The sequence below is a fragment of the Aestuariibius insulae genome, assembly GCF_040783535.2.
GTDB classification, from domain to species: Bacteria; Pseudomonadota; Alphaproteobacteria; order Rhodobacterales; family Rhodobacteraceae; genus Aestuariibius; species Aestuariibius insulae.
Window position 1 is genome coordinate 111,635 of the sequence record NZ_JBFONW020000007.1, and the last position, 21,818, is coordinate 133,452.

General features: G+C 60.1%; 22 protein-coding genes. 7 read left to right on the plus strand and 15 right to left on the minus strand.

Annotated features, from left to right (window positions below; translation table 11 throughout):
- Window positions 1-190: 190 nt before the first annotated feature.
- The 6 genes from AAD018_RS17935 to AAD018_RS17960 all read right to left on the minus strand — a co-directional run bounded on the left by AAD018_RS17935 (window position 191) and on the right by AAD018_RS17960 (window position 7,963).
- Window positions 191-1,279: a siderophore-interacting protein gene (locus AAD018_RS17935; protein WP_367316510.1), complete on the minus strand. Its 1,089-nt coding sequence runs from the start codon at window positions 1,277-1,279 to the stop codon at window positions 191-193.
- Window positions 1,280-1,302: 23 nt separating this feature from the next.
- Window positions 1,303-2,514 (minus strand): MFS transporter, encoded by a 1,212-nt coding sequence (locus tag AAD018_RS17940; RefSeq protein ID WP_367316511.1) that lies wholly within the window; start codon window positions 2,512-2,514, stop codon window positions 1,303-1,305.
- Between the two features lie 3 nt (window positions 2,515-2,517).
- On the minus strand, window positions 2,518-4,614 hold the full coding sequence (locus AAD018_RS17945) for a TonB-dependent siderophore receptor (protein ID WP_367316512.1): 2,097 nt from the start codon (window positions 4,612-4,614) through the stop codon (window positions 2,518-2,520).
- A 909-nt stretch (window positions 4,615-5,523) separates the two neighbouring features.
- Window positions 5,524-6,024, minus strand: coding sequence for a peptidase associated/transthyretin-like domain-containing protein (locus AAD018_RS17950; protein ID WP_367316513.1), 501 nt, complete (start codon window positions 6,022-6,024; stop codon window positions 5,524-5,526).
- Between the two features lie 41 nt (window positions 6,025-6,065).
- Window positions 6,066-7,052, minus strand: coding sequence for an MBL fold metallo-hydrolase (locus AAD018_RS17955; RefSeq protein WP_367316514.1), 987 nt, complete (start codon window positions 7,050-7,052; stop codon window positions 6,066-6,068).
- Entirely contained in the window at window positions 7,049-7,963 is a 915-nt protein-coding gene (locus AAD018_RS17960) for an NAD(P)H-binding protein (RefSeq protein WP_367316515.1), read from the minus strand. Before AAD018_RS17960 ends, AAD018_RS17955 begins: the two co-directional genes overlap by 4 nt.
- A gap of 104 nt (window positions 7,964-8,067) precedes the next feature.
- Here AAD018_RS17960 and AAD018_RS17965 point away from each other — a divergent pair, with 104 nt between their 5' ends.
- Window positions 8,068-8,982 carry an AraC family transcriptional regulator gene (locus AAD018_RS17965; protein ID WP_367316516.1) on the plus strand — a complete coding sequence of 305 codons (915 nt, stop codon included), beginning with the start codon at window positions 8,068-8,070 and terminating at the stop codon, window positions 8,980-8,982.
- On the opposite strand, the gene AAD018_RS17970 is transcribed toward AAD018_RS17965, so the two are convergent.
- From AAD018_RS17970 to AAD018_RS17980, 3 genes are all read right to left on the minus strand, one after another.
- On the minus strand, window positions 8,979-9,566 hold the full coding sequence (locus AAD018_RS17970; protein ID WP_367316517.1) for a cytochrome b: 588 nt from the start codon (window positions 9,564-9,566) through the stop codon (window positions 8,979-8,981). The two genes, AAD018_RS17965 and AAD018_RS17970, sit on opposite strands and share 4 nt — an antisense overlap.
- Window positions 9,567-9,937: 371 nt before the next feature.
- A complete protein-coding gene (locus AAD018_RS17975; RefSeq protein WP_367316518.1) occupies window positions 9,938-10,516 on the minus strand; it encodes a substrate-binding domain-containing protein in 579 nt (192 codons plus the stop codon).
- Window positions 10,498-10,827, minus strand: coding sequence for a LysR family transcriptional regulator (locus AAD018_RS17980; RefSeq protein ID WP_367316519.1), 330 nt, complete (start codon window positions 10,825-10,827; stop codon window positions 10,498-10,500). Before AAD018_RS17980 ends, AAD018_RS17975 begins: the two co-directional genes overlap by 19 nt.
- A gap of 103 nt (window positions 10,828-10,930) precedes the next feature.
- On the opposite strand from AAD018_RS17980, the gene AAD018_RS17985 reads away from it, so the two are divergent.
- Window positions 10,931-11,545: an FMN-dependent NADH-azoreductase gene (locus AAD018_RS17985; protein WP_367316520.1), complete on the plus strand. Its 615-nt coding sequence runs from the start codon at window positions 10,931-10,933 to the stop codon at window positions 11,543-11,545.
- Window positions 11,546-11,589: 44 nt separating this feature from the next.
- The gene (locus AAD018_RS17990; protein WP_412005319.1) at window positions 11,590-12,048 is read left to right on the plus strand and encodes a VOC family protein; all 459 of its coding nucleotides are present in this window, start codon (window positions 11,590-11,592) and stop codon (window positions 12,046-12,048) included.
- An 88-nt stretch (window positions 12,049-12,136) separates the two neighbouring features.
- Here the strand turns inward: AAD018_RS17990 and AAD018_RS17995 are convergent, their stop codons facing one another.
- A complete protein-coding gene (locus tag AAD018_RS17995; protein ID WP_367316522.1) occupies window positions 12,137-12,718 on the minus strand; it encodes a TetR/AcrR family transcriptional regulator in 582 nt (193 codons plus the stop codon).
- 96 nt (window positions 12,719-12,814) lie between these two features.
- Between AAD018_RS17995 and AAD018_RS18000 the strand changes: the two genes are divergently transcribed.
- Window positions 12,815-13,372, plus strand: coding sequence for a carboxymuconolactone decarboxylase family protein (locus AAD018_RS18000; protein ID WP_367316523.1), 558 nt, complete (start codon window positions 12,815-12,817; stop codon window positions 13,370-13,372).
- 183 nt (window positions 13,373-13,555) lie between these two features.
- Here the strand turns inward: AAD018_RS18000 and AAD018_RS18005 are convergent, their stop codons facing one another.
- The 4 genes from AAD018_RS18005 to AAD018_RS18020 all read right to left on the minus strand — a co-directional run bounded on the left by AAD018_RS18005 (window position 13,556) and on the right by AAD018_RS18020 (window position 15,801).
- Entirely contained in the window at window positions 13,556-13,933 is a 378-nt protein-coding gene (locus AAD018_RS18005; RefSeq protein ID WP_367316524.1) for a rhodanese-like domain-containing protein, read from the minus strand.
- Between the two features lie 81 nt (window positions 13,934-14,014).
- On the minus strand, window positions 14,015-14,509 hold the full coding sequence (locus AAD018_RS18010) for a RidA family protein (protein ID WP_367316525.1): 495 nt from the start codon (window positions 14,507-14,509) through the stop codon (window positions 14,015-14,017).
- Window positions 14,506-15,267 carry an alpha/beta fold hydrolase gene (locus tag AAD018_RS18015; protein WP_367316526.1) on the minus strand — a complete coding sequence of 254 codons (762 nt, stop codon included), beginning with the start codon at window positions 15,265-15,267 and terminating at the stop codon, window positions 14,506-14,508. Before AAD018_RS18015 ends, AAD018_RS18010 begins: the two co-directional genes overlap by 4 nt.
- Before the next feature lie 72 nt (window positions 15,268-15,339).
- A complete protein-coding gene (locus AAD018_RS18020) occupies window positions 15,340-15,801 on the minus strand; it encodes a MarR family winged helix-turn-helix transcriptional regulator (RefSeq protein ID WP_367316527.1) in 462 nt (153 codons plus the stop codon).
- Between the two features lie 887 nt (window positions 15,802-16,688).
- On the opposite strand from AAD018_RS18020, the gene AAD018_RS18025 reads away from it, so the two are divergent.
- Window positions 16,689-17,294, plus strand: a complete 606-nt coding sequence (locus tag AAD018_RS18025; RefSeq protein WP_367316528.1) for a DUF6778 family protein — start codon at window positions 16,689-16,691, stop codon at window positions 17,292-17,294.
- Window positions 17,295-17,428: 134 nt separating this feature from the next.
- A complete protein-coding gene (locus AAD018_RS18030; protein ID WP_367316529.1) occupies window positions 17,429-18,877 on the plus strand; it encodes a TrkH family potassium uptake protein in 1,449 nt (482 codons plus the stop codon).
- Window positions 18,878-18,900: 23 nt separating this feature from the next.
- Here AAD018_RS18030 and AAD018_RS18035 read toward each other — a convergent pair whose 3' ends face one another.
- Window positions 18,901-20,700 carry a trypsin-like peptidase domain-containing protein gene (locus AAD018_RS18035; RefSeq protein ID WP_412005320.1) on the minus strand — a complete coding sequence of 600 codons (1,800 nt, stop codon included), beginning with the start codon at window positions 20,698-20,700 and terminating at the stop codon, window positions 18,901-18,903.
- A 180-nt stretch (window positions 20,701-20,880) separates the two neighbouring features.
- On the opposite strand from AAD018_RS18035, the gene AAD018_RS18040 reads away from it, so the two are divergent.
- Window positions 20,881-21,801: a glycine--tRNA ligase subunit alpha gene (locus AAD018_RS18040; protein ID WP_367316583.1), complete on the plus strand. Its 921-nt coding sequence runs from the start codon at window positions 20,881-20,883 to the stop codon at window positions 21,799-21,801.
- The last annotated feature ends 17 nt before the right edge of the window (window positions 21,802-21,818 follow it).

Consider the following 21,818-nt stretch of genomic DNA (forward strand, 5'->3'; position numbering starts at 1 on the left):
CTGCGTATTCACCATTGGGTTTGCTTGACGCCATGATCGACCGGGTTCGGTCAACGTCATGGAATGTCTGGCTAAATAAATCCTGAGCTTTTTTATCAGCATTGGTGTATAGACTGCCATACCGGTATTTGACCAGCCCAAAAAACTTGCGCCCCAAGAGGTCCCTTCAATCGCGCGTTGGATTATGATCCTATTTCGGCGATGCGGACGGCAGATGGCCGGTCGGCGTTTTCCAAAATGCCGATATTCGCAGGTCTGCTGGCGTTCGATCATCTCTTTTTGCAGCCCCGCGCAAATTTCGGGCGTCCTGTCGCTCTCCTGCGAACCAGATCACAGATTTGGGATGCCGCGCCAGCGCGGCAATGCTGGCCTCGCCGAGATTGTCTCCGGCGCTCCGTGACAGCCATTTAACGTCGATGTCCTTCCGCTCCGGGAAGGGATAGGTGCAGGCAGCCCCGTTCTCTGCTTCCAGAATGACCTCGGCAGACGATCGGTCAGGTAGTCCTTCGATCAAACGCGCCACTGCAGGAAATCCGGTCTCATCGGATGCTATCAGCACACGATCCGCATTCAGCAGCCCGCCGCCGCCCGGACCAAGAAGGCCGATCACCCGGCGCTCCTGTGAGCCGTGCATGATGCTTTTTGCCCATTCGGTCGTGCGTCCGCCGTCGTGGATATAGACATCCATGAGAAGGGTATGCGCTGCATGATCGACCGCGCGGGCGGTATAGACAGGCTTGTGCGGCGCGGCTGCTCCTTCAGGCCAAAGCGTCGCGCCATTCGCCTGAACCGAAGGCCATTCCGGCGCAACTCCCCGCGGCGGCAGAACAATTCGGAAATGTATCGCATCATCAGTGTAGGAGGACAGATCCTGGCACTCCAACGTGACGCGCAAGAAAGCTGAGCCCAATGTTTCAACCTTGCTCGCGCGCACGAATTGAAAATTGGGAGGCAAGCCACCTTCCTCTTCACTGCCGGACCAGCGGATTGCATCGGCAAGCTGCGGCAGAACGCCCTGAATTTGTTCGACCACCCCTCCTTTCAGAGCGAAAAGCCAGCGCGCGTCGGCCGCCGCTACGAGACAGGCGGTTTCCGCATCTATACCCGGCCGCAACCCGATGAGGCCCCAAGTGGTCTGAACCGTCAGACGTCCCGGTTCGTCCTCGAGGATATCCAGAGCGTCTTCGTTCGCCTGAAACAGCATCATTTGCCGCATCGATGCGAAAGAGACGCCAGGCAGGTCAGCCAGCGCCTCGAGGGGATAGCGGTCCTTCGTCATGGTCTGATGTCCCGTCCGTGATGTCATGCACGAGCTGCGTCCGGGCCCGGTGCAGCCGCGCGAAGAATCAAAGGGATCGTGGCAAGAGATATGCCGAGAGCCAGTGCAAAGAAGATCCCGTAGCCAAAGCGTTCGGCGATCAGACCAGCCGCGACGCCGGAGATCATGCTGATTGCCGCATCCATGCATTGAAAGAGCGTAAAATCCACACCGCCCTGGCGCGGATCGGACCAGGCCATGAACTGCGCGTAAAGAGCTACAAAACCCACAGCCATTATCGCGCCTGTCGCAACCAGCGCGAGCGGCGCGACCGCGACTGCCGACACTACATCCGATCCGGCGGCGAGTGCGAGAACTCCCAAAAGACCGGCCTGCGCTACCACCGCACCAACGAGGACAGGGCGACTGCCGAACCGACGAACAATGGCTCCACCGGCCAACGCTCCTGCAAGACCTAGAGTGAGGCTGCCGATTCCCGACAGGAGGCCCAGCTCTATCAGGCTGTAACCTGCGTCGATGAAGAACGGACCGAACATGCCCATCGCTGTCTTTTGCGCGATGACGTAAAGCGCAGCGATCAATAGCCCTGCGCGCACCTCCGAACGTCGGAGCGCAGCGCCTAGACTGGGCACATGCGACCTCTCGGCAGCGATCCGGTCCGTGCGGGCCAGGAAGACAAATGGAAGACAGATCAAGGCGATCAGGACAGCCATTGACCACGTCCCAATCATCCAACCAAAGAGGTCCACCAGGATCAGGAACACACCGCCGCCGATAGCCGATCCGACATAGGCGCCGCCAACCTGCGCGGCATTGCCCCAGCCATAGCGGGTCGCTGACAGGCGTGCGACAGCATATCCATCTACCGCGATATCCACAGTTGCTGTCGCGGTCGCCGCAAATAACAGAACCCCCAGAACCGCCAGCATTGGAACCGGTCCGACAAATCCGACAGCAAAGAGCGCCGCGACGACGATGGCAATTCCGGTGCCGACAATATCAGCGGACCGATCCCTGCCATAGCATGGTAGACGCACCCGTTCGATGGCGGGCGCCCACAGGAATTTCAGTGCCCAAGGCAGAACAATTAAGGAGACGAGGCCGATACGATCCAGCGGAAGTTCCTGCGCACGCAATACGCCGGGCAACCCGGTCCATGTCAGTCCGCCGAGAACACTTTGGGCAATGTAGACCCCGCCGATCGCGCCGACGGTGCGGAGTTGACCGGTTTGCATGACCTAAAACCGGTACTGAAGCGCCAGCTTCGCGGTCCGGCCTTCGTAGCGATAGCAAAATCCGGCGCTGCAGATCTGTTCATCGTTGTCGAACACGTTCCGCACATTGGTCTGCAACTTTAGACCATCATAGCCGACCTTCGAGAAATCATAGCTCATTGCCAGATCGGCAAAGGTCTGAGCATCGTTTTTAAAGGTATTCTGATCGTCGCCATAACTTTCGCCGACGTATCGCAGGCCGCCCCCTAAACCAACGCCGTCCAGAGGTCCGCTTTGCGGCTCGTAGAAGGCCCAGATCGACGCCTGATGCTCTGGCGTGGCCGATAGCTGATTGCCGACTGTTCCAGCGGCTCCGCTTTCAATCTCGACATCGAGATACGTGTAGGAACCGGTCATCCGCAGGCCATTACCGAAATTCGCCTGCGCCTCGATTTCAGCACCTTGCGAACGCAGATCATATGGGACCTGGATCTGGTTTAGTCCATTGAACGTCGCAGGATCGACGATCTGGAAAACCACGCCGTCTTCCTGCTGAATATCAAAGACCGAAGCCGTGATCAGGCTATCGGTATCCGGTATCTCGTATTTCACGCCAAGTTCGGTTTGGACCGCGCGTGTCGGGTCTGCCGGTCGGTCGCTGGTCGCATCGGTCGGATCGGAATACACGAGCCCGGTATTCGGCACGAAAGAGCTAGAGACATTGGCGAAAGGCGTCAGGCCATTTTCCATCTCATACGACACCCCGATCCGGCCGCTGAACTCCTCGTCCGACTTATTGCTCTGGGTATTATCAGCGGCAAACGTCGTGATGTTTACCCAGTCATATCGGCCACTCACAAAAAGATTGAGCGGTCCGTTCGAGATCTGATTGTGGAGATAAAGACCGGTTTGCTCGACATCCTGTCCACCAAAGAAAGGCGCTTCCGCGGCGTCGACCGCGGATGCTGACGTGACCGAAAAAGGCGTGAAGAACGCCTCATACTCAGCAGCCGTATAGTCGAGCCCAATTATCAGGTCATGAGAAAGATCGCCGGTCTGGAACGACATTTCAACGGTATTGTCGACGCTAAAATTGGATTGATCTTCGAAGTACTTGCCCCAACCCCGGCCCAGGGTCCCGGCTCCCGTATCAAAGACGTCGCTGAAGCGCAGCTCACTCTCGACTTCGGAATAGCGCAATTTTTGTCGCAAGGTGATGCGATCCGTCAGATCGTGAGCAATCTCATACCCGATCCGGTACTGCTCTTGGTCGAAGCTATTGTAGTCGGGATCGCCGACATAGATATCCGATGCGACCCCTGGTTCCGGGTTATAAAAGGCAGCCGTCGCGCCAACGGTGGAGTCAGAATATTCAGTGAGAAACGTGACGCGCGTACGATCATTCAGATCAAAGGTAAGGGACGGCGCAATCAGCGTCTTGTCGTCTGGATACCCTTCAAGCGGCGTGCCCGAGTCCCGAACAAGGCCGGTCAGGCGAAAGATCAGTCGGCCGTCATCTATTGCAGGTCCGGTAAAGTCGAAAGCCAGCTCTGCGCGGTCATCCGTTCCTGTGGTCAATCGCAATTCGCGGAATGGATCAGCCTTCGGCCGTTTGGAGACGACATTGATAAGCCCGCCCGGACCGCTGACGCCATAAAGCGACGAGGACGGACCTTTCAGAATACCGACACCTTCAATTGTGTAAGGGTCATTGCGGTACCACGCCGAAGGCCCGTTGACCTGACGAAGGCCATCCCGAAAAAAGCCGTTGTTGAATGCCGCAAACCCTCGCAGCTTGAACGCGTCGTATCGGGTGTCAAAGCCGAAAGTACTGGCGGTCGTACCTGCGGAATATTCAAAAGCCTCAAGCAGCTGACTGGGCTTCTGATCCTCGATCTGATCAAGCGTGACAACCCCGATGGATTGCGGGATCGTCTTGATCGGAGTGTCGAGCTTCGTCGCCTGGCGGCCGGATTGTGCCACATAACCGTCTTGCACCAGCGTCTCGTCACTTTCCGCTTCCAGCACGATTGTGCCCAGCATCACAGGATCACCTTCCTGCGCTATCGCAATCCCGGTTGTGCCAAAGATCATGGTTATAGCAAGCTTAAGAACGTTCATCGCTGTTCCTCCTGCGCGGAGAAGGAAACGATAAGATATGGAGAGTCAAACTATTTTTGTCAGGTATTGAGTGGCATCTCACGACGCTGCGCCGATATCTTGTGCATGCCCTTGCGGAAGGACTAGGCCTCCCCAAGCGCCGATGTTCTTGAGTAGGATCGAGGCGGAGTACTGCGCTGCATTCAGTGACGGCTTAGGGTTGAATTAGACCAATACTTGATACGCCGTGAACGGCTACTTCGGCGACTGAGATTATGGGAAAGCCGTTTGAGAGGTCTCTGGCCCTCTCCCGCGAATACTTGAAATGCTCAAAGGCAACCCATCGCGATCGGCAAAGCGTTTTGTAATCAATCGCGCGCAGGAACACTTAAGCAGAACGCTAATTTCTTCTATTATCGCATGCTGCAATCACTATGCTGGGCCGCTACTGCCCCATCCGATCATCGTGGCCGGATTCAGCCAGACACGTACTACGGTTCCGCCAACGATAATTCCCGCCGTTACCAGTTACCCGAAACGCGAGAGAGGTAAGTCCACCCACTCTCGGGAGGTGGCGAAGAAGGCTGCCGCGACTGTCGTCCTCATTGTCATCGTATTTCGGATCACAAACGGAATAAACGGGCGGAAGAGGATGAGATCGAGCATATCGGGCGGTCGGGGGATCATCACCATCGTCCTGTGGATGGCACTTATCGGAACCCGCGCGACGCTGAGCTCACCGTCGCCGGAGCACGACGCCGGAATCGGCAATGAGCGCGGCTTAAACAGGTAGGAAGACGGTCCGACCGCTCTCGCAAGCCACTTAACGGTGTAGATCGGCTCGCGTCATCGCAGCAGAGAACTTTATGCCTTGGCATCTAGGTGGATCTGAAGGACGGGCAAGCGCCGCCCAGATCAGAGTCGCCTGCATTAGGCAGGGCGGAGGACGAACTCGACCTGGAGACTGGTGTCCGACGCGCTTCCCATGATTGGGCGCAAAAATACGGTCTCGAAGCCACCGTCATCGTAGTCCGCATCATAGGCCAGATGCCCATGCGGCTGTCCGAAGGCGGGCACGATCTGCGGCATCTCGATCCGGAACATACCATCTGCATCGGTAAGCGTCGCCCCGTGCGAACGCGCGTCGCGTTCGTGCCCTTCGGTCGTATGGGCCCAGACCTGAATGCGCCGTCCGGCAAGCGGAGCGCCGTCGCCTGCGCGGCGCACGTTGCCGGTGGTCCAGAACCCGCCGCCTCCGATCCGCTCCACGACAGGAGCGCCGGGGCGGTAGTTGTTGGCGCCGCCGCGCATGGTCTGCGTCGGCGCAAGGCTCTGGGCGCGGGCGGGCACGGCAAGGCCCGATGCGCCGATGGCGAAAGCGGTTCCGGTGGCTGAAAGGATCGTGCGGCGGGTCAAGGTCGGTTTGGTCATCTGAGATCTCCTGTCTGAGGATTGAACCTGCGTGGTCCGGTCTAGCGGGTGAGGTATTGCAAGGCGGGCGGGATATAGTTCGGCTGCTCCCAGGTCGGGTAGCGGCGGCGCATCTCGGCGACCATGACCTCCATGTCCGACCCGCTTGCGGCGACGTCCTCAAGCGCAGCCAGGTAGCCGTCGACGCTCTGCGCGAGTTCGATGCTGCCAAGAGCGCCATGTCCCGGCACGATGATCGACGGGGCCGATCCCTCTATCGCGACTAGAGCGGAGCGCCAGGTCGGCAGGTCGATATCCTCGGCGCCGATCAGCGGCGGGAAGTAGGGGACGATCGGATAGATCCGCTCCTCGATCAGGTCGCCTGCGAAAAGCACACCCACATCGGGCACCTCAATGATCTGATCGCCTGGCGAATGGGCCAGCCCGACAGAGCGCAAAACGACCTCGCGCCCGCCCAGATCTATGCGGGCCTCTGCGCTGTCATAGGTCTCGCTTGGCGGGGTGATCCGGATCCCGTCCAGCAGGACCTGATGCTCCGGCGGCAGCACGCCTGCCCGAAATCCCTCTAGCAGACCAGGGCCCGCCCGCATCAGGTGCTCGGCCTGCGCGGCATTGTAGAAGATGCGGGCGTCAGGTGCGAAAACCTGCGCGCCGAACCCATGCTCGGGATGAGCGTGGGTCAGCGTCAGGACGATCTCGCGCCCCGGCGCCAGACGTTGCGCCGCGTCCAGCACTGCCTCGGCGCTGTCGATCCCCAGCCCGCAATCGACGACCAGCATCCGCTCCGTGCCGACGATGATGCCGATATTGGGCACCAGCGGGATGCGGCGGTCCGGCAGAACGAACACGCCGGGCGCGATCTCTGCGGGAAAGCGCGCATCGACACTCGGCTGCGGATAGGGCGTCGGCGCGGGCTCTTTCTCGGCCTCCTCCTGCGAAGAAGCCATAATCGGCGCAAGACCGGCGGCGACGGCGATCGCCGAAAGGCGAAGAAGCGTGCGGCGGTCGGTCGGAAGGTCAAAGGTCATGATAGCTCCTCGTCATTCGGTGCAAGATGGCGGGTGTGATTTAGGATCGCCGGTCGCAGCTCTCGCTCAGCCCAAGTGCGGAAAGACGTCGGGGTGTCGTCTCGAGAGGTGCCAGGATGCGGGGTGTCCATGCCCTCGTTTTTTTCGGTCATCATCAGGGTATAGTCGCGGATCATGCCTTCGCTCGTACCGATGGACCGCAGCATCGCGCTGAATGCGTCCATAGACATCTCGCGGAAGGCGACCGGATGCCCGAGGATATCCGAGAGGATCGACGCGATCTCATCGAACGACACCTCCTGGGGTCCATGCAGCGGTATGTCCTCGAACCCCGTCCAGTCCGGCGACAGAAGGAGGCGGGCCGCAACCGCCGCGACGTCCGCTTTCGCCACATGCGGCAGCGGTAGATCGCCGGGTGTCGGGGCATAGAATGCACCGTCGCGGATCACCTCAATCTGCCGCATCAGATTGTCCATGAGCGAGGCGCAGGCCAGCGCCCCGTAGGCTACACCCGTGGCCGCGATCAGATCGTCCATGACAACGCTTGCCGAGGCCAAACCTGCGGGTTTTGCCCACCCCCGTCCGACGGCCGAAATACCGACAACATGGGTCACGTCCGACGCTGGAAGAGCCTCCGCAAATGGCTTTGAGAATGTGACGTATGCTGCATGCGCATCCGCTGCGGTTGGATCGCCCGGCGGCAGCCAAAACACCCTGTCCACGCCGTCCAGCGCAGCACCGATCGTCGCGGCGTCGGAATGGGAGCCCCGGACGAGGTCGACCCTGCTGCGGACATCCGGCGGCAGGCGCGACGGGTCGCGGACGATCACCCGAACCGGCGCGCCTGTGTTCAGAAGGCGGTCGAGGACGCGGGCTCCGATATCGCCCGTGGGTGTGGTGAGGAGGATCATGTTGGACGGTCCCTGTCTTGCTTGTCCTTGATCTATGAGCGACACTTCGAACGTCACATGTCTGTGGATACAGACTTCTCTTTTGATCGTTCAGGATTGCCATCGTGGACCCACTTTCAGGCATCATCTCGCTTCTGCATCCGCACGATTGCGTCGCGGCGGGCTTTGACGCGGCCGGGGATTGGTCCATCCAGTTCGAGGCGCATGAGGGGCTTAAATGCAACGCGGTCATCCATGGGGCCTGCTGGATCCAGGTGGAGGGTGAGGATGCCGTCCACCTGACCGCCGGTGACTGCGTGATCCTGCCCAGAGGTCGGCCGTTCCGTCTGTCCGCACGGCCCACGCGCATGGGTGAGGACGCGCAGGTTCTTTACTCCCCTGTCCGCCACGGAGGCACCGCCGTTTATGGCGCGGGCGGCGAGTTCTTCATGTCGGGTGCCCGCTTCCTTTTGTCCGGGCCGCAGGCAGGGCCCCTTCTGCGCGGTCTGCCTCCCTTGATCGTCCTGCGCGCAAGCCCCGAGAGCGAGGCGCTTCGCTGGACGCTGGAGCGGATCATGGCAGAGCTGCGCGAGGCTCAGCCTGGCAGTACCCTGTCGGTGACGCACCTCTCCCACCTGCTGCTCCTTCAGGTCATGCGCGGACATCTGGCCAGCGGCGCGGCGACCGGCCCTGGATGGATTGCCGCCTTGTCGGATCCGCGGATCGCCCCGGCTGTGGAGGCGATGCACGACGATCCGGCACAAAACTGGACGGTGGAGGATCTTGCCGCTGTCGCGGGCCAGTCGCGGACGTCCTTCGCTGTACGCTTCAAGGCCGTGACGGACCGCTCTCCGATCGAGTACCTGACGGAATGGCGCATGCTGCTGGCCGCCGAACGCCTGCGCAATGGTCGGACACCCGTCGCCAGAATTGCGGCAGACATAGGCTATACATCCGAAAGCGCGTTCGGCGTCGCTTTCAAGCGCGTGATGGGCCATGCGCCGCGGCAGTTCGCCAAGCGCAGTGGCGCGACGGACTAGCGCGGCGCCGCTCGTCGTCGCCCCGTCGTCATACGCGCAAGCGTCGCGTCGCGGTCGATGAAACGATGCTTAAGCACCGCGCCGATATGCAGCGCAAGCAGCGCAAGGATGACGAACGACATTGCCCAGTGAATGGCGCCCATAGCCGCGTTTAGCCATTCGACCTCACCGATTGAGGGCACCAGAACAGCGCCCCAGACCGCGACGTCGAAACCGCCAGAGATCGTCATCAGTACGCCCGAGACCGGCGTGACCACGATCGCCGCCAGAAGGGCGTAATGGACTGCCTTGGCCGCGACCTCCTGCCAGTGGGGCGTACCTGCGGCGGGTGGAGGAAACCCCTTTGCGATCCGCCAGCCGACACGCCAGATGCCATAGACGAGGACGATGCCACCGAAAAGCATATGCCAATCGTAGAGTGCAAAGACTTGCTGCTCCGGCAAGCCCGCGTAGTCAATCACGAGGCCGATCCCGAGGGCTGCCAAGAACGCGGCCGCGGTCAACCAGTGGTTCACGTGGGAGATCAGTCCATATCCCGGCTCGCCGGGTTCGCCCGTTCGATTTTTAGACGTATAAACGGCCATCTTCAGCTCCCTTGATGATCCACGCGACCAGGACAATGCGGCCGCTACACCAGTAGGTTGGCCGTCTTTCGCAGACGGACTATGTGAAATAGTTCAATCTTCTGTAGAGATCGTTCCAGTACAGACCTTTGGGCGTGATGCCTCCGGAGAACGATGCGAATGATGTATGTGGCTACGATATTACCTGTACCCACGACGTCTATATTGGCGCGGCCCCGCTATTAGGCGTGTTGGCGACGCTGGAGCTCTGGCTCCAACTTCGTCCTCTTCGGATCACTTTGGGGGTCGTAGACAGCGGCTCGCTTCATATGCGCTCCGATGCTGTGCTATCGATCCGGCATGACTGCTTGCTGGCGGTATGGCGCCGGCTCTCAGTCGTTGCTTGGCAGCGTTTCCATTAGCCATCGCCCCGCCGGACCAAGGGTGCGATCCGCCCTGTGGGCGGCGTAAAGAACAAGCTCATGGGCGCGCGGGTCATCCTGTTCGATGTCGAGAGGGACAAGCCGACCCTCAACCAATAACGGTTCGATCAGATGGTCGGGCATCCGGCACCATCCAAAGCCGGCTAGAAGGAAGTCGAGGCGCCGTGCAAGGTCAACGAAGCGCCACCGTCTTGCGCCGATCATTCCGTAGTCTCGCCCACCTGCCTGGTCGTCTTCGGACAGGACGAGTTGGATATGCGGTACAAGGTCGGCGCGCGAAACCGGGGGGCCGATCCGCGCAAGCGGATGACCCGGCGCTACAACAGCGCGCATTGTCGTTCTCAAGATCGGATGAGCGACGATATCGCCCGGCACGTCCGGCAGAAGCGGGCAAAGGGCAAGGGCCGTACCGTCAGCACGGACGCGCGCCAGCGCGCCGCCCAGCCGCTCGGTCGAGAAGGCAACGGGAAGATCCGGGAAGGTGGCCCGCAGACCGTGCAGCGCCTTGATCAGTGGTGCGCTCGGCATGAGCGGGTCGATGCGAGCGCCAACTCCGCCTCCAGCCCGGTCCTCATTCCCTCTGCCATTGTCTCGAAGCGAGCTGCAGCTGCCAATGTCGCTCTCGCCTGCGAGACGAGGACGCGTCCCGCTTCGGTCAGTTTTGGCCGGTAGCCCTTGCGATCGAAGAGCATAACGCCCTGGACGTCCTCCAGTGTCGCAACGGTCTGACTGATGACGGATTGTGCGCGGTCCAGGCGCCGGCCAGCAGCCGAGAAGCTGCCCGTTTCGTCAATAGCGACGAGAACGCGGAGTTGGTCGAGGGTCAGACGGCCGATCATAAACCATCGTATCAACGGATAGAGATCATCGCAATTTCATCGCTTCTGCAATTGGTTTTGCTCGTACATCTCCGGGGGAACCCATCTGATCGGAGAAAGACCCATGACCAAGCTACTCGTCGTCGAAGCAAGCCCCCGAGGCGATGCCTCGATCTCGCACCATATGACACAGCGGTTCGTCGAGATATGGGCCGCCGCCCATCCCGGCGGCGATATCGTCCGCCGGGATCTCGCCGACACCCCGCTGGAATTTGTGACGGGTACGTGGCTCCAGGCCTACTTCACCCCAACAGACCAGCACTCGCCAGAGATGAAGGCCACGCTTGCACTCTCAGACACACTGGCAGGCGAGGTGCTGGACGCTGACGAGATCGTCATCGCCACCCCGATCTACAATTACAACGTACCTGCAGTGCTCAAAGCGTGGATCGACCATGCTGTTCGCAAGGGGATGACCTTGGGCTTCGACGGCAAAGGCCTGGTGACGGACACGAAGGCAACAGTCATCTTTGCGGCAGGCGGCGCCTACGGGCCCGGATCGCCGATCGCGGACCGCGCTGTTGCGCAGCAGTATATGAAGGTCATTCTAGGCGCGATCGGGATCAAAGACGTCACAATTATCGCTGGCGAGAACGCAAAGCTGGTCGACATGGGTGAGACAACGATGGAGGCATTCGTCGAAAGCCATGCGGGCGAGCTCTCCGCAGCGGCAGAATGACCGAAAGGCCCTATCGGGCGCCCGCCGGAACGGGGATTGGCCACATGCATCTACGTGTGGCCAATCTTGACCGGGCGCTTGCGTTCTACGAAGGCATACTGGGCTTTCAGGTTCAGGCGAGGGTCGGGAATGCTGCGGCCTTCCTCGGAGCTCCGATGGCGGATGGCACGGTCTATCACCATCATATCGGCCTCAACACCTGGGATAGCCGAGGTGGCACACCGCCGCCGGGTGGTCATACCGGGCTGTACCATGCGGCCATCCTGTATCCGTCACGCGCCGATCTTGCACAGGCCGTTCGCCGGGTGTTGGAGGTTGGACATCCTTTGACGGGCGCGACCGATCACGGCATCTCGGAGGCGGTCTATCTGAATGATCCAGACGGAAACGGACTGGAGCTCTACCGCGATCGCGCTCCACAAGACTGGCCGCGCGATACCGAGGGCGGGCTTGTCATGGAGCTCAAGCCGCTCGATCTTGCTGCGCTGATGGATAGGAAATGATGATCCCAGCCGACTTGGTGCAAAGTCAGGGCCAATCATGCCTCAAAACCCTCGGAAGCGCAGGATTGAGAGACACTTTCGAAGCCGTTCAATTTTGAAGAGCGTCGAGTCCCGCCGCGATTTCACGCGCCAGCTCAGCGGCATCGACATCCGGTCTTTCGGCCGAGGCCCGTAAACCGATCAAGTCCGACTGGTAGCGCCGGGCCAGGCGAGCGGGGTCGTGATGCTTTGCGACGTCGCCGGCGATCTGTGCTGCCGAGAATAGCGCTGCGAAGCGGATCTCCATCTCCTCCAGAAGGCGGCTGGCCTGCTTGGCAAGATCTCCTTGCCGTCCTTGAACCTCAAGAAGGGTTTTCACAAGCATACAGGCATGAGCCGCTCCAAACGGCCGAGACCCGGCAAAGCTCAGAACATGGGCTTTCAAAGTGCCGAGGGGCCCATTCTCCTTTGCAAGTCCATCCAGCCGCTTTGCGCCGTCCGCCGCATAGATATCCAAGGTTTCGGCGTAAAGAGCGTCTTTTGAACCGAATGCGGCGTAAAAGCTGCCCGGTCGTACACCGAGCGTGAGCTCCAGATCTTTCAGTGACGTGCCCGCCCAACCTTGTCGCCAAAACAGGTCCCGCGCGCGGGTCACAAGGTCGTCGCGGTCGAATGAAGCGGTGCGAACCATGCCAATCTCACAATCTTGATCGTTTGCTCAACTTTAAACTTGAGTGATCGCTCAAGCAAGGCGTATGAGTGTCTGGCAATCATATGAGGATTCACCATGACCGACTTCCCGTCTCACGATCTCGATAGCGCTCCGGACGCTTCGAAGCCACTTTTGGAAAATTCGCAGAAAGCCTTCGGACGTCTACCAGGATTGCACAAAGTCATGGCCGAGAGCCCGCAGGCGCTGGAAGGATACCAGCTGCTACACAAACTGTTCACCGAAACAGACTTCGACGCCGATGAAATGACGGTTGTCTGGCAAGCCATCAATGTGGAGCACGAGTGCCATTATTGCGTGCCCGCTCATACCGGCATTGCCAAGCGGATGAAGGTCTCTGACGAAATCACGGAGGCCTTGCGCAACGAGACCAGCCTACCGTCACCTAAACTCGAAGCACTGCGGACTTTCACACTCGCTATGCTGCGCGGTCGGGGCCACGTATCGGATGCCGAGATGACGGCGTTCTTCGATGCAGGCTATCGCCACCGCGCGGTGCTCGACGTTGTGCTGGGCCTCGCGCAGAAGACGATGTCGAACTATATCAATCACGTCGCTGAAACGCCCCTTGATGAGCCGGTGAAGCCATTTGCCTGGCAGCGCAAGGCCGCCTGAAACGATGGAGCTGCGAGCGGGATGCACCCGCTCGCGGCTTACACTGGCCTTCGCGCGGAGGCCGGTATCTGCGCGGCGCATCCGCTTTGCCCGCTATCGCTTTGAATTGCGGCTCATGATGGCGCGCTTCAATACGATTACCACCCAGGTTCGGAATGCGGGCGACTACGGATCGAGCAGCGCCTACGCGTCCTCCATCGGCCCACCGGCCTCTTTCCAGGATCCGACGCCGCCCACATTTGTGACGGATGTGAAGCCCAGATCCATCAGGGTTTTACCGGCCAGCGCGGCCTGTCCGCCTTTGCCGCAGACCAGGTAGAGATCCGCCTGGCGGTCCAGAGCCGGGTTGTGAAAGCCAAGATCGGGATCGGCTGCGAACTCCAGAAATCCCCGGGGAATACGCTGTGCGCCTGCAATGGTCCCTGACTTCGCGATATCGGCGCTGTCGCGCACGTCGATGAACGTGCCCGCGTCCTTTGCGTGAATGGCGATCGCCTCTTCGGTGGACAGCCGGGGAACGGTCGCGTTGGCTTCATCTAGAAGGTCCTGAGTGCTCTTCATGTCGTGTCTCCTCTTCAAACGATGGCAGGGCCAGCGAATATGCTGGCCCTCCGATATCATGTTCAATGTCTTGGTATCGACCTACTTGTAAGCGATCATCGTGACTTCGACCAAGATCGGTGCGCCGGATGTCCCGCCGGGCAGGGCGCTCGCCTCGATCGCAGCGCGAGCAGGCGGTGTGGCTCCTTCGCCCCAGTAGCTTCCGTAGACTTCGTTAAACGCGCCGTAATCGTCCATGTCAGCAAGAAAGACGGTCACCCGAACGGCGTCGTTGAAGTCGTAGCCAGCCTCGTCGAGAACGGCGCGGATGTTCTCCATCACGACCGTGGTCTGGTCGCGCAGGTCATCGTCGCCATCTTTGGCGTGATCCGGAACGGCACCATCCACATAGGCGATCTGGCCAGACACGTAGAGAAAACCGTTGTCGGTCAGAAGACCCGGAGAGTAAGGCGCGATCGGAACAATATCGGCCGGATAGACGCCGGTCCGAGCCTTTTGTGCCGCCGCCGGGGAAACGAAGGCGAACATTGCGGCGACTGCGCCGATAATCGGGCGGGATAAGATGCGGACGTTCATCTGGCAGCCTCGATAATCATGTCAGCCACCACCTGCGGATAGGTGAGCATCGGGACATGGCTGGTGTCCACCTCCACGGCCACGGCGTTCAACTTCCCAACTTGCGCGCGCTGGATGTCGGTCAGCGTCATGCGATCCTGAGTGGTGACGACGGCGAAGCTGGGCTTTTCCTTCCAGGCCGCTGTCGTAACGGGCGTGCCGAGCGCCTCGCTGTTGATAGGGCCCTGAGAGGCTGCGATCAGATCGATCTGCTCTGTAGGCAGGTCGAACGCGAAATGCTTCGCGACGCCCTCGTGACTGAGCCGGTAATATCCCGCCGCGTCCTTCTCTAGAAAGTCGAGACCGTCGGCATGCGGGAAATCGGCGGTATAGGTGCCAAGGGACTGACCTTCATCCGGCGCGAAGGCCGCGACATAGACGAGCGAGTGCACATCGTCACGCGCACCGGCCTCGGTGATGACCATGCCGCCCCAGGAATGACCGACAAGCACGACTGGCCCTTCAAGCCGGTCGATGGCCCGCTCCGTCACGGCCACATCCGCCTCGAGTGAATTCAGGGGGATCTGGGCTGCGATAACGTTTAGTCCAGCCTCTTCAAGAAGCGGTGTAACCTGGTTCCAGGCTGATCCATCGGCAAAGGCACCATGGACAAGGACGACCGATCTGGCCTCCAGATCCTGAGCGGTTGCGGTTGAGATACCGGCAATGAGGGACAGGCAAGCTGTCGACAGACCGGCGAGCAGAGTACGGGGAAGCATAGAGATCTCCTATTTGGCTAGTGTACTAGCTATAAGTCACAAAGCTAGTGCGCTAGTCAAATGGGGTATGTCTCACTTCGTCGTGTTCGTAGTCTCTGCCATGGAGTTTCGGAGCGACCGGATACCCTCGAGCAAAGCCTTGGCATCTTGATCCGACACGCCAAGGGCGCATCCCAACCGATCGGGCATATCGATAGCATGCGCGCGCATGGCATAACCGGTTTCGGTAAGGAAGACGTCCTGAGCGCGCGCGTCTATCTTGCTGCGCGCCTTCCGCACGAGATCCATTTTCTCGAGCCGCTGGATCAAGGGAGTTGCGGTCGCCCCCTCAAGCTCGAGGCGATCGGCGATTGCCTGAACGGTGATGCCGTCACTCTCCCACAGGACCAACATCGCCGCATATTGCGGATATGTCAGCCCGAGATCTTCAAGCAGGCCGGCATACACTTTCGTAATCGCCCGAGACGTGGAGTAGAGGGCGAAGCAAAGCTGCTCTTCCAAAAGGGGCGCGGGTGCTTCAACGGCGTCGGACATCAGTTTGTATTCCCTAGGGCGCGAGCCTTATACACCTCGCGTCGATGGCGCTTCAACCCGAGGTGCGATTTAACGCGACATCCGATATGGTAAATCAAACACTCGCTATCTGGTGTCTTTACAACAATGCAGAACACCGGCCCCTTTAATGGCTGCAAGCGTCAGTTCTACGTGAAAGATCTGAGTACCGCTCTGGATACGACTACGATCAGGCCTTATTCGTGCCGCACTATTTAGGGGACGGGCGCGTCGCTGAACGATTGGACGTGAGCGTGACTGTGCAGTACCCAATAACAGGACTGGCAGCCGACAATAATTGAGAGATGGGAAGACTTTGGTTTTCCCTTCTACGCGATCCAGCATCAGCCAGTACCGCTTCCGCCGGTGGAAGGAGACCGATAATGCGCGCTCACCTCAAAGCAGGCGGGAAAAAGCTGGGTTCCAACTAGAGCGCCGGGGCCTTCCCGTGAGTTCGCACTAACTATTCAGAGGGTGAGGAAGAAAACTACATTAACACGGAAATTCTTATCTAATTCGACGTAGGTCTATTGGGAAATTACGGTGCGCTGAGGCGGATCGGGTCGATTTGTCGCATGACCTTTGCGGTTGGCCCTCAAGACCGAGAAAAACATAGCAATTTTTCTTAAATTTTCGTGGCTTCTAAACGCTCTGTTAAACCTTTGTCGGTTCCGATCCCCCGCGAGAGCGGCCAACTCCTTTTAGGTAGAATGAGTTGGTCTTTCTTCTGCCTATGGCTGTTCTTGCCCGATGAGGGTGGAAAAGTGAAGCAGTTTATTGATAAAGCTATGTTTTCCGAGGTGGTTTACCTTGTCGGACGTTCGCCAACTGACTATCGCGGAAGATCTCGAGTGACCGGAGGAGTGGTTATGAAACTAAGAACGATCGTGATGATGGGGGCGGCGCTGTTATTGGCGGCGTGTTCATCGACCTGGGTGACACGATATGATCAATCGATCGATGAGGCGACGGCGCGCAGTTGGTCTTTCAGATCGGTGAATGTGAATGTTCCGCAAACCTTGACAGTGACGGACGAGAACCGGATCGCGCCGGAGGCCGATATCGTCTGGCACGGTGATGCGGCCGGGGATCGCAGGGCACAGGTGAAGGCAATCATGGAAGCCGGGCTCGAGCGCGGCGTGGCCGGTGTTCGCGGGTCCAAGCCTGTCACGCTGAATGTCACCGTGCAGCGCTTCCATGCCGTCACGCCCGCCGCTGTCGCACGGGCCCCCCAAGCGGTGCATGATATTGTCTACACGGCGCAGGTTCTGGATGCCCGCACCGGTGCACCCATCACTGAACCGATTGCGTTCCGCGCCGATCTTGAGGCCTTTACCGGCGAGCAGGCGGTGCAGGCGGCCGAGCAAGGCCAGACGCAGAAGGTGCGGATCGTCAACCACCTGGCGGCCGTTACTCAAGGCTGGCTGGGCATCGGACCGGATCAGCGCCGGACATTCAGCAGTCTCGGACGCTAGGTCCGGCAAACAACCTGCAGGTTGCGAGGGGCCGATCCGCTGGATCGGCTCTTTCCTTTTGAACCTGCTGGATCGGTCCGTCTATCAAGCTGCTTGCTTGACGTGCCGGGACCCTGTCTCCAAAGCTCCGCCCTATGTTCGACATTCGCCCTGTAGGATATGTCATCGGCCTGCTGGTCGCCGCCTTGGGCGCGACAATGCTGTTGCCGCTTGGCGTAGATCTGATTGCTGGAAACGGCGAATGGATCGTTTTCCTGCAATCCGGGATCGTCACGGTTCTGGGCGGCAGCCTGATCGCTTTGGCCTGTTCGAACGGGGTCGGCGAAGGTCTGTCGATCCGGCAGACTTTCCTGCTGACTACAATCGTTTGGTTGATCCTGCCGGTTTTCGGCGCCTTGCCCCTGATATTGGGGGCGAGCGGCATGACCTTTACCGATGCCTTTTTCGAGGCGATGTCCGGGCTGACCACGACCGGGTCAACGGTGATGACGGGGATTGGGGATTTGCCGGACGGGCTCAAGCTGTGGCGAGGCGTGCTGCAATGGTTGGGCGGGGTCGGCATTATCGTGGTCGCGATGGTATTCCTGCCCGAGCTGCGGGTCGGCGGGATGCAGATTTTCCGCACGGAGAGCTTTGATACGATGGGGAAGATCCTGCCACGGGCAGGGGAGATCGCCAGCCGGATCTCGGTTATCTACTTGGGGCTGACCGCAGCCTGCGCGGCCTGCTACGGGCTTTCCGGGATGGGCTGGTTGGATGCAGTCACCCATGCCATGACGACCGTCGCGACAGGCGGTTTCGCGAATTATGACACTTCGTTCAGTGGCTTTTCAGCGGGCGCCGAATATGTTGCCGCCGTCTTCATGATCCTGGCCGCTTTGCCGTTCGTGCGGTATGTTCAGCTTCTTGCGGGCACCGCGCAGCCCATGTGGCGGGACCGGCAGATCCGGGGTTTTTTTCTGACGGCCTTCATCCTTGTTACGGTCGTGTCGCTTTGGCTTGTTACGCGCTCCGAAAACTCGTTCGAATACGCTTTCCGCAAATCTCTGTTTAACGTCGTCTCGATCCTGACGGGCACCGGTTATGCAAGTGACGACTACATGCGCTGGGGCGCCTTTCCTGTGGTCCTGTTCTTCTTCATCGGTCTAATCGGAGGCTGTGCGGGATCGACGGCGTGTTCGATCAAGATCTTCCGCTACCAGCTGCTTTTTGCATCGATCAAAACCCAGATCGAACGGATCCATTCCCCGTCGGGCATTTTCACGCCGCGCTATGACGGACGGACAGTCAGCGACGATGTGCTCAACTCAGTGATGTCGTTCTTCTTCTTTTTCACGGTGACATTGGGCGTCGTGGCGGTGGCGCTGGGAATGACGGGGCTCGATTTCATTACATCAGTATCGGGAGCGGCGACGGCGCTTGGCAATATCGGGCCCGGCCTTGGCTCCGAAATCGGGCCGGCCGGGAATTTTGCGGATCTGGGTGCGACTGCAAAATGGATCCTTGCCATCACCATGTTGATCGGACGGCTGGAGGTAATGGCTGTCTTCACCATCCTTACGGTTCAGTTCTGGCGCGATTGACGAGCTACTCTGCGAGAGCCTCGTCAGTCCCAGCAGCTGACGAGGACAGTGAGCTTCGGCGCGGCCTTCGTCAGCCGCTCGGGCGACTGTGTTTCGAACCGGTCTGCAGGGGGCGCAATTTCGAACCCTTCGGATTTCAGACGCTGGTCGAGCGCGGCCGCATCTAGAAAGAAACCGACCCCGTCAGGCAACTGGGTGCCGCCGTCCGGCGATGCAGGCAGCAAGAGGCCCACCACCGCGCCGGATCGGTCGAAGACCGGTCCTCCTGCGGTGCCGCGTTCGACGCTCATGTCGAGACGCATCCGGTCGGTTTCGCCCTGGAGACCGCGGATATCGGCAAGCGTTCCGAATGTCAGCGTCGGCGCGTTGAGAATGCCTTCGTAAGGGTAGCCGGAGACGGTCATCTCGTCGCCGATCCGGGGCGTTTCGATCCTAAGCTGTGCCACAGCGGGCGGCGCGAGCGTCTCGACTGGACGCAGAACGGCAAGACCGAGTGCGTCGTCGACAAAAGCGATTTGGGCATCGTGGGTCCGGTCGAGCGTGATGCGTTCGCAGCCCGCTACGGCTTCTGGCGTGGTGAGGACGGTTCCCGCGGTGTCGATATAAAACCCGCTTCGCGACAGACGCGGTCTGCGTAAATCGAGGCCCGCGATCTGGCCGAGGACCTGATCTTCGGGGTTGGAGGCGGAGGACGGCTCGAGCACGCCGGGCAGGAATTCGAAACTTGCTCGCATCTCGGCCAGAAGGCGGCTGCGGCGTTGTTCGTCGCCAGCGGGCCAGACCAGCGTGAAGCCCTTGATGCGGCCGTCTCTGAGCTCGGCCAGCGTGAAGGATGAGATCCGGTTGTTCGCCCCCTCAATCCGAAAGGCAATGTCCGTTTTTTTGCGATCTCCGTCTTCGGGGACGATGTCGAGGGTCTGCATGATCTCGTAGAGACCGAAGAGGCGATCCTGATCCCCAGGCTGGGAGATCAGAAGGATTTGCGCCTCCTCGATCGTGTCGGATGTGTAGCGCACAAAAGGCGGGGCGTAGGCCTCGAACTGTACGGCTCCCATCGGCATGTCGAGCCGGATGCCTGCGACATCCTCGGTAATGGTTTGCATGCCAAGCCCGTCGAGAACCGCGTCATAGGCGGTCAGAAGCTCGTCGCGCTGCGCGCTCGTCATGATGCCGGTCGTCTGGTAGCCGTTGCGCGCCTGCCATTCCGCCATGGCGTTGCGAGTGCCGCGACCGAAGAGCCCGTCGATGGCGCCTTCATAGACGTCGGCCCATTCCAGAGCGGTCTGCACCTTTTCGCGCTCGCGACGTGTGAGCTGCGCCTCGATGGCGCGGGCCTGCGAGGGCGTTTCCTCGACCTGCACGACGGGGGTCGGCTGGGGCTCCGGAACCTGCCGCGGCTCCGGCTCGGCGATGATCTGAGGCTCGGGCTGCGCTTCAGGCTCTGGGGTGAGGATCTCAAAGGCGGCGTTGCCAACCGGCCAAAAGCGTCGTTCGAACTGTGAGCCATCGGCGATGAAGCTGTCGGAGGGGATGAGCCTGTCGCGCAGAAGTTGGCGGCTCAGCGCTTCTGCATCCTCGGAAGAGTAGGGGCCGAGGGCGATCCCGTACCAACCTGTATCGAGTGCGAAGCCGTTCACATCGTTGAGTGAGCCCGCATAGAAGCGCGCCCGATCCTGCGCGGCGGTCAGGCTTGGCCTTGCCTCGACCTGGATCCAGACATCGCCCGCTTGGGCGCGGACAGACTGAGAAACAGCGGCGATGGCGAAAAGGAGAGCCAGGATACATCTGGCAAATGTCCGAACCAAAGCGGTTCGGGATGTCATAAAGGCAGCAGGCATATAAAAATTTCTCATCCCGTGAGGTGTTCACCCGGCAGATTATCAGTGACCGCCGGGGTTGCATCTTCAATCGTTCGTGGGGTGGCGGGAAAGATCCGGGCGTGGCGCAATTGACCCTGTTGGACCGCGACCCTATGCAGAGCGCGCGATCAACGAGGGCCTGTCATCGTGGACAAACCGAAGAGTTTTCAGGAGATCATCCTGCGCCTGCAGTCCTATTGGGCCGCGAAGGGCTGCGCGATCCTGCAGCCCTATGATATGGAAGTGGGCGCGGGCACGTTCCATCCGGCGACCACGCTGCGCGCCTTGGGGCCGAAAGCCTGGGCCGCCGCCTATGTGCAGCCGTCCCGGCGTCCGACCGACGGTCGCTATGGCGAGAACCCCAACCGGTTGCAGCATTACTACCAGTTCCAGGTGTTGATGAAGCCGTCGCCGCCGGATTTTCAGGAGCTCTATCTGGGATCGCTCGAGGCGATCGGCATCGATATGGCGGTCCATGATGTCCGCTTCGTCGAGGATGACTGGGAGAGCCCGACGCTGGGCGCATGGGGTCTTGGCTGGGAGGTCTGGTGCGACGGGATGGAAGTGTCGCAGTTCACCTATTTTCAGCAGGTCGGCGGACATGATTGCCGTCCGGTGAGCGGGGAGCTGACTTACGGTCTGGAACGTCTGGCGATCTATATCCTCGGCGCGGATCATGTCATGGACATGCCGTTTAACGATCCGCAAACGCCTATTGCGCTGAGTTACGGCGATGTGTTCCGTGATGCAGAAGAGCAGTATTCGCGCTGGAATTTCGACGTTGCGGATACCGATGTGCTGCTGCGGCATTTCGTGGATGCGGAAGAGGAATGCGGAAGGATCCTGGATGCTCCCGCAACGGATCCGAAGACCGGGCGGGACATCGTGATGGCCCAGCCGGCGTATGACCAGTGCATCAAGGCGTCGCATATCTTCAACCTGCTGGATGCGCGCGGCGTGATCTCGGTCACCGAACGGCAAGCCTATATCGGCCGGGTCCGGACGCTCGCCAAGGCCTGTGCGGATGCGTTTCTGCAGACGCCTGCCGGGGGTGCCGCCGCGTGACTGCAAGGATTGCCGTT

Coding starts and splice junctions, on each gene's coding strand:
- AAD018_RS17995 (WP_367316522.1), bottom strand. CDS start 12,718: ATGGTTCGCACCGCTTCATTCGACCGCGACGACCTTGTGACCCGCGCG.
- AAD018_RS17980 (WP_367316519.1), bottom strand. CDS start 10,827: ATGATCGGCCGTCTGACCCTCGACCAACTCCGCGTTCTCGTCGCTATT.
- AAD018_RS17990 (WP_412005319.1), top strand. CDS start 11,590: ATGCATCTACGTGTGGCCAATCTTGACCGGGCGCTTGCGTTCTACGAA.
- AAD018_RS18000 (WP_367316523.1), top strand. CDS start 12,815: ATGACCGACTTCCCGTCTCACGATCTCGATAGCGCTCCGGACGCTTCG.
- AAD018_RS17960 (WP_367316515.1), bottom strand. CDS start 7,963: ATGATCCTCCTCACCACACCCACGGGCGATATCGGAGCCCGCGTCCTC.
- AAD018_RS17975 (WP_367316518.1), bottom strand. CDS start 10,516: ATGCCGAGCGCACCACTGATCAAGGCGCTGCACGGTCTGCGGGCCACC.
- AAD018_RS17955 (WP_367316514.1), bottom strand. CDS start 7,052: ATGACCTTTGACCTTCCGACCGACCGCCGCACGCTTCTTCGCCTTTCG.
- AAD018_RS18035 (WP_412005320.1), bottom strand. CDS start 20,700: ATGACATCCCGAACCGCTTTGGTTCGGACATTTGCCAGATGTATCCTG.
- AAD018_RS17950 (WP_367316513.1), bottom strand. CDS start 6,024: ATGACCAAACCGACCTTGACCCGCCGCACGATCCTTTCAGCCACCGGA.
- AAD018_RS17945 (WP_367316512.1), bottom strand. CDS start 4,614: ATGAACGTTCTTAAGCTTGCTATAACCATGATCTTTGGCACAACCGGG.
- AAD018_RS17985 (WP_367316520.1), top strand. CDS start 10,931: ATGACCAAGCTACTCGTCGTCGAAGCAAGCCCCCGAGGCGATGCCTCG.
- AAD018_RS18030 (WP_367316529.1), top strand. CDS start 17,429: ATGTTCGACATTCGCCCTGTAGGATATGTCATCGGCCTGCTGGTCGCC.
- AAD018_RS18025 (WP_367316528.1), top strand. CDS start 16,689: ATGAAACTAAGAACGATCGTGATGATGGGGGCGGCGCTGTTATTGGCG.
- AAD018_RS18020 (WP_367316527.1), bottom strand. CDS start 15,801: ATGTCCGACGCCGTTGAAGCACCCGCGCCCCTTTTGGAAGAGCAGCTT.
- AAD018_RS17935 (WP_367316510.1), bottom strand. CDS start 1,279: ATGACGAAGGACCGCTATCCCCTCGAGGCGCTGGCTGACCTGCCTGGC.
- AAD018_RS17970 (WP_367316517.1), bottom strand. CDS start 9,566: ATGGCCGTTTATACGTCTAAAAATCGAACGGGCGAACCCGGCGAGCCG.
- AAD018_RS18015 (WP_367316526.1), bottom strand. CDS start 15,267: ATGCTTCCCCGTACTCTGCTCGCCGGTCTGTCGACAGCTTGCCTGTCC.
- AAD018_RS17940 (WP_367316511.1), bottom strand. CDS start 2,514: ATGCAAACCGGTCAACTCCGCACCGTCGGCGCGATCGGCGGGGTCTAC.
- AAD018_RS18005 (WP_367316524.1), bottom strand. CDS start 13,933: ATGAAGAGCACTCAGGACCTTCTAGATGAAGCCAACGCGACCGTTCCC.
- AAD018_RS18010 (WP_367316525.1), bottom strand. CDS start 14,509: ATGAACGTCCGCATCTTATCCCGCCCGATTATCGGCGCAGTCGCCGCA.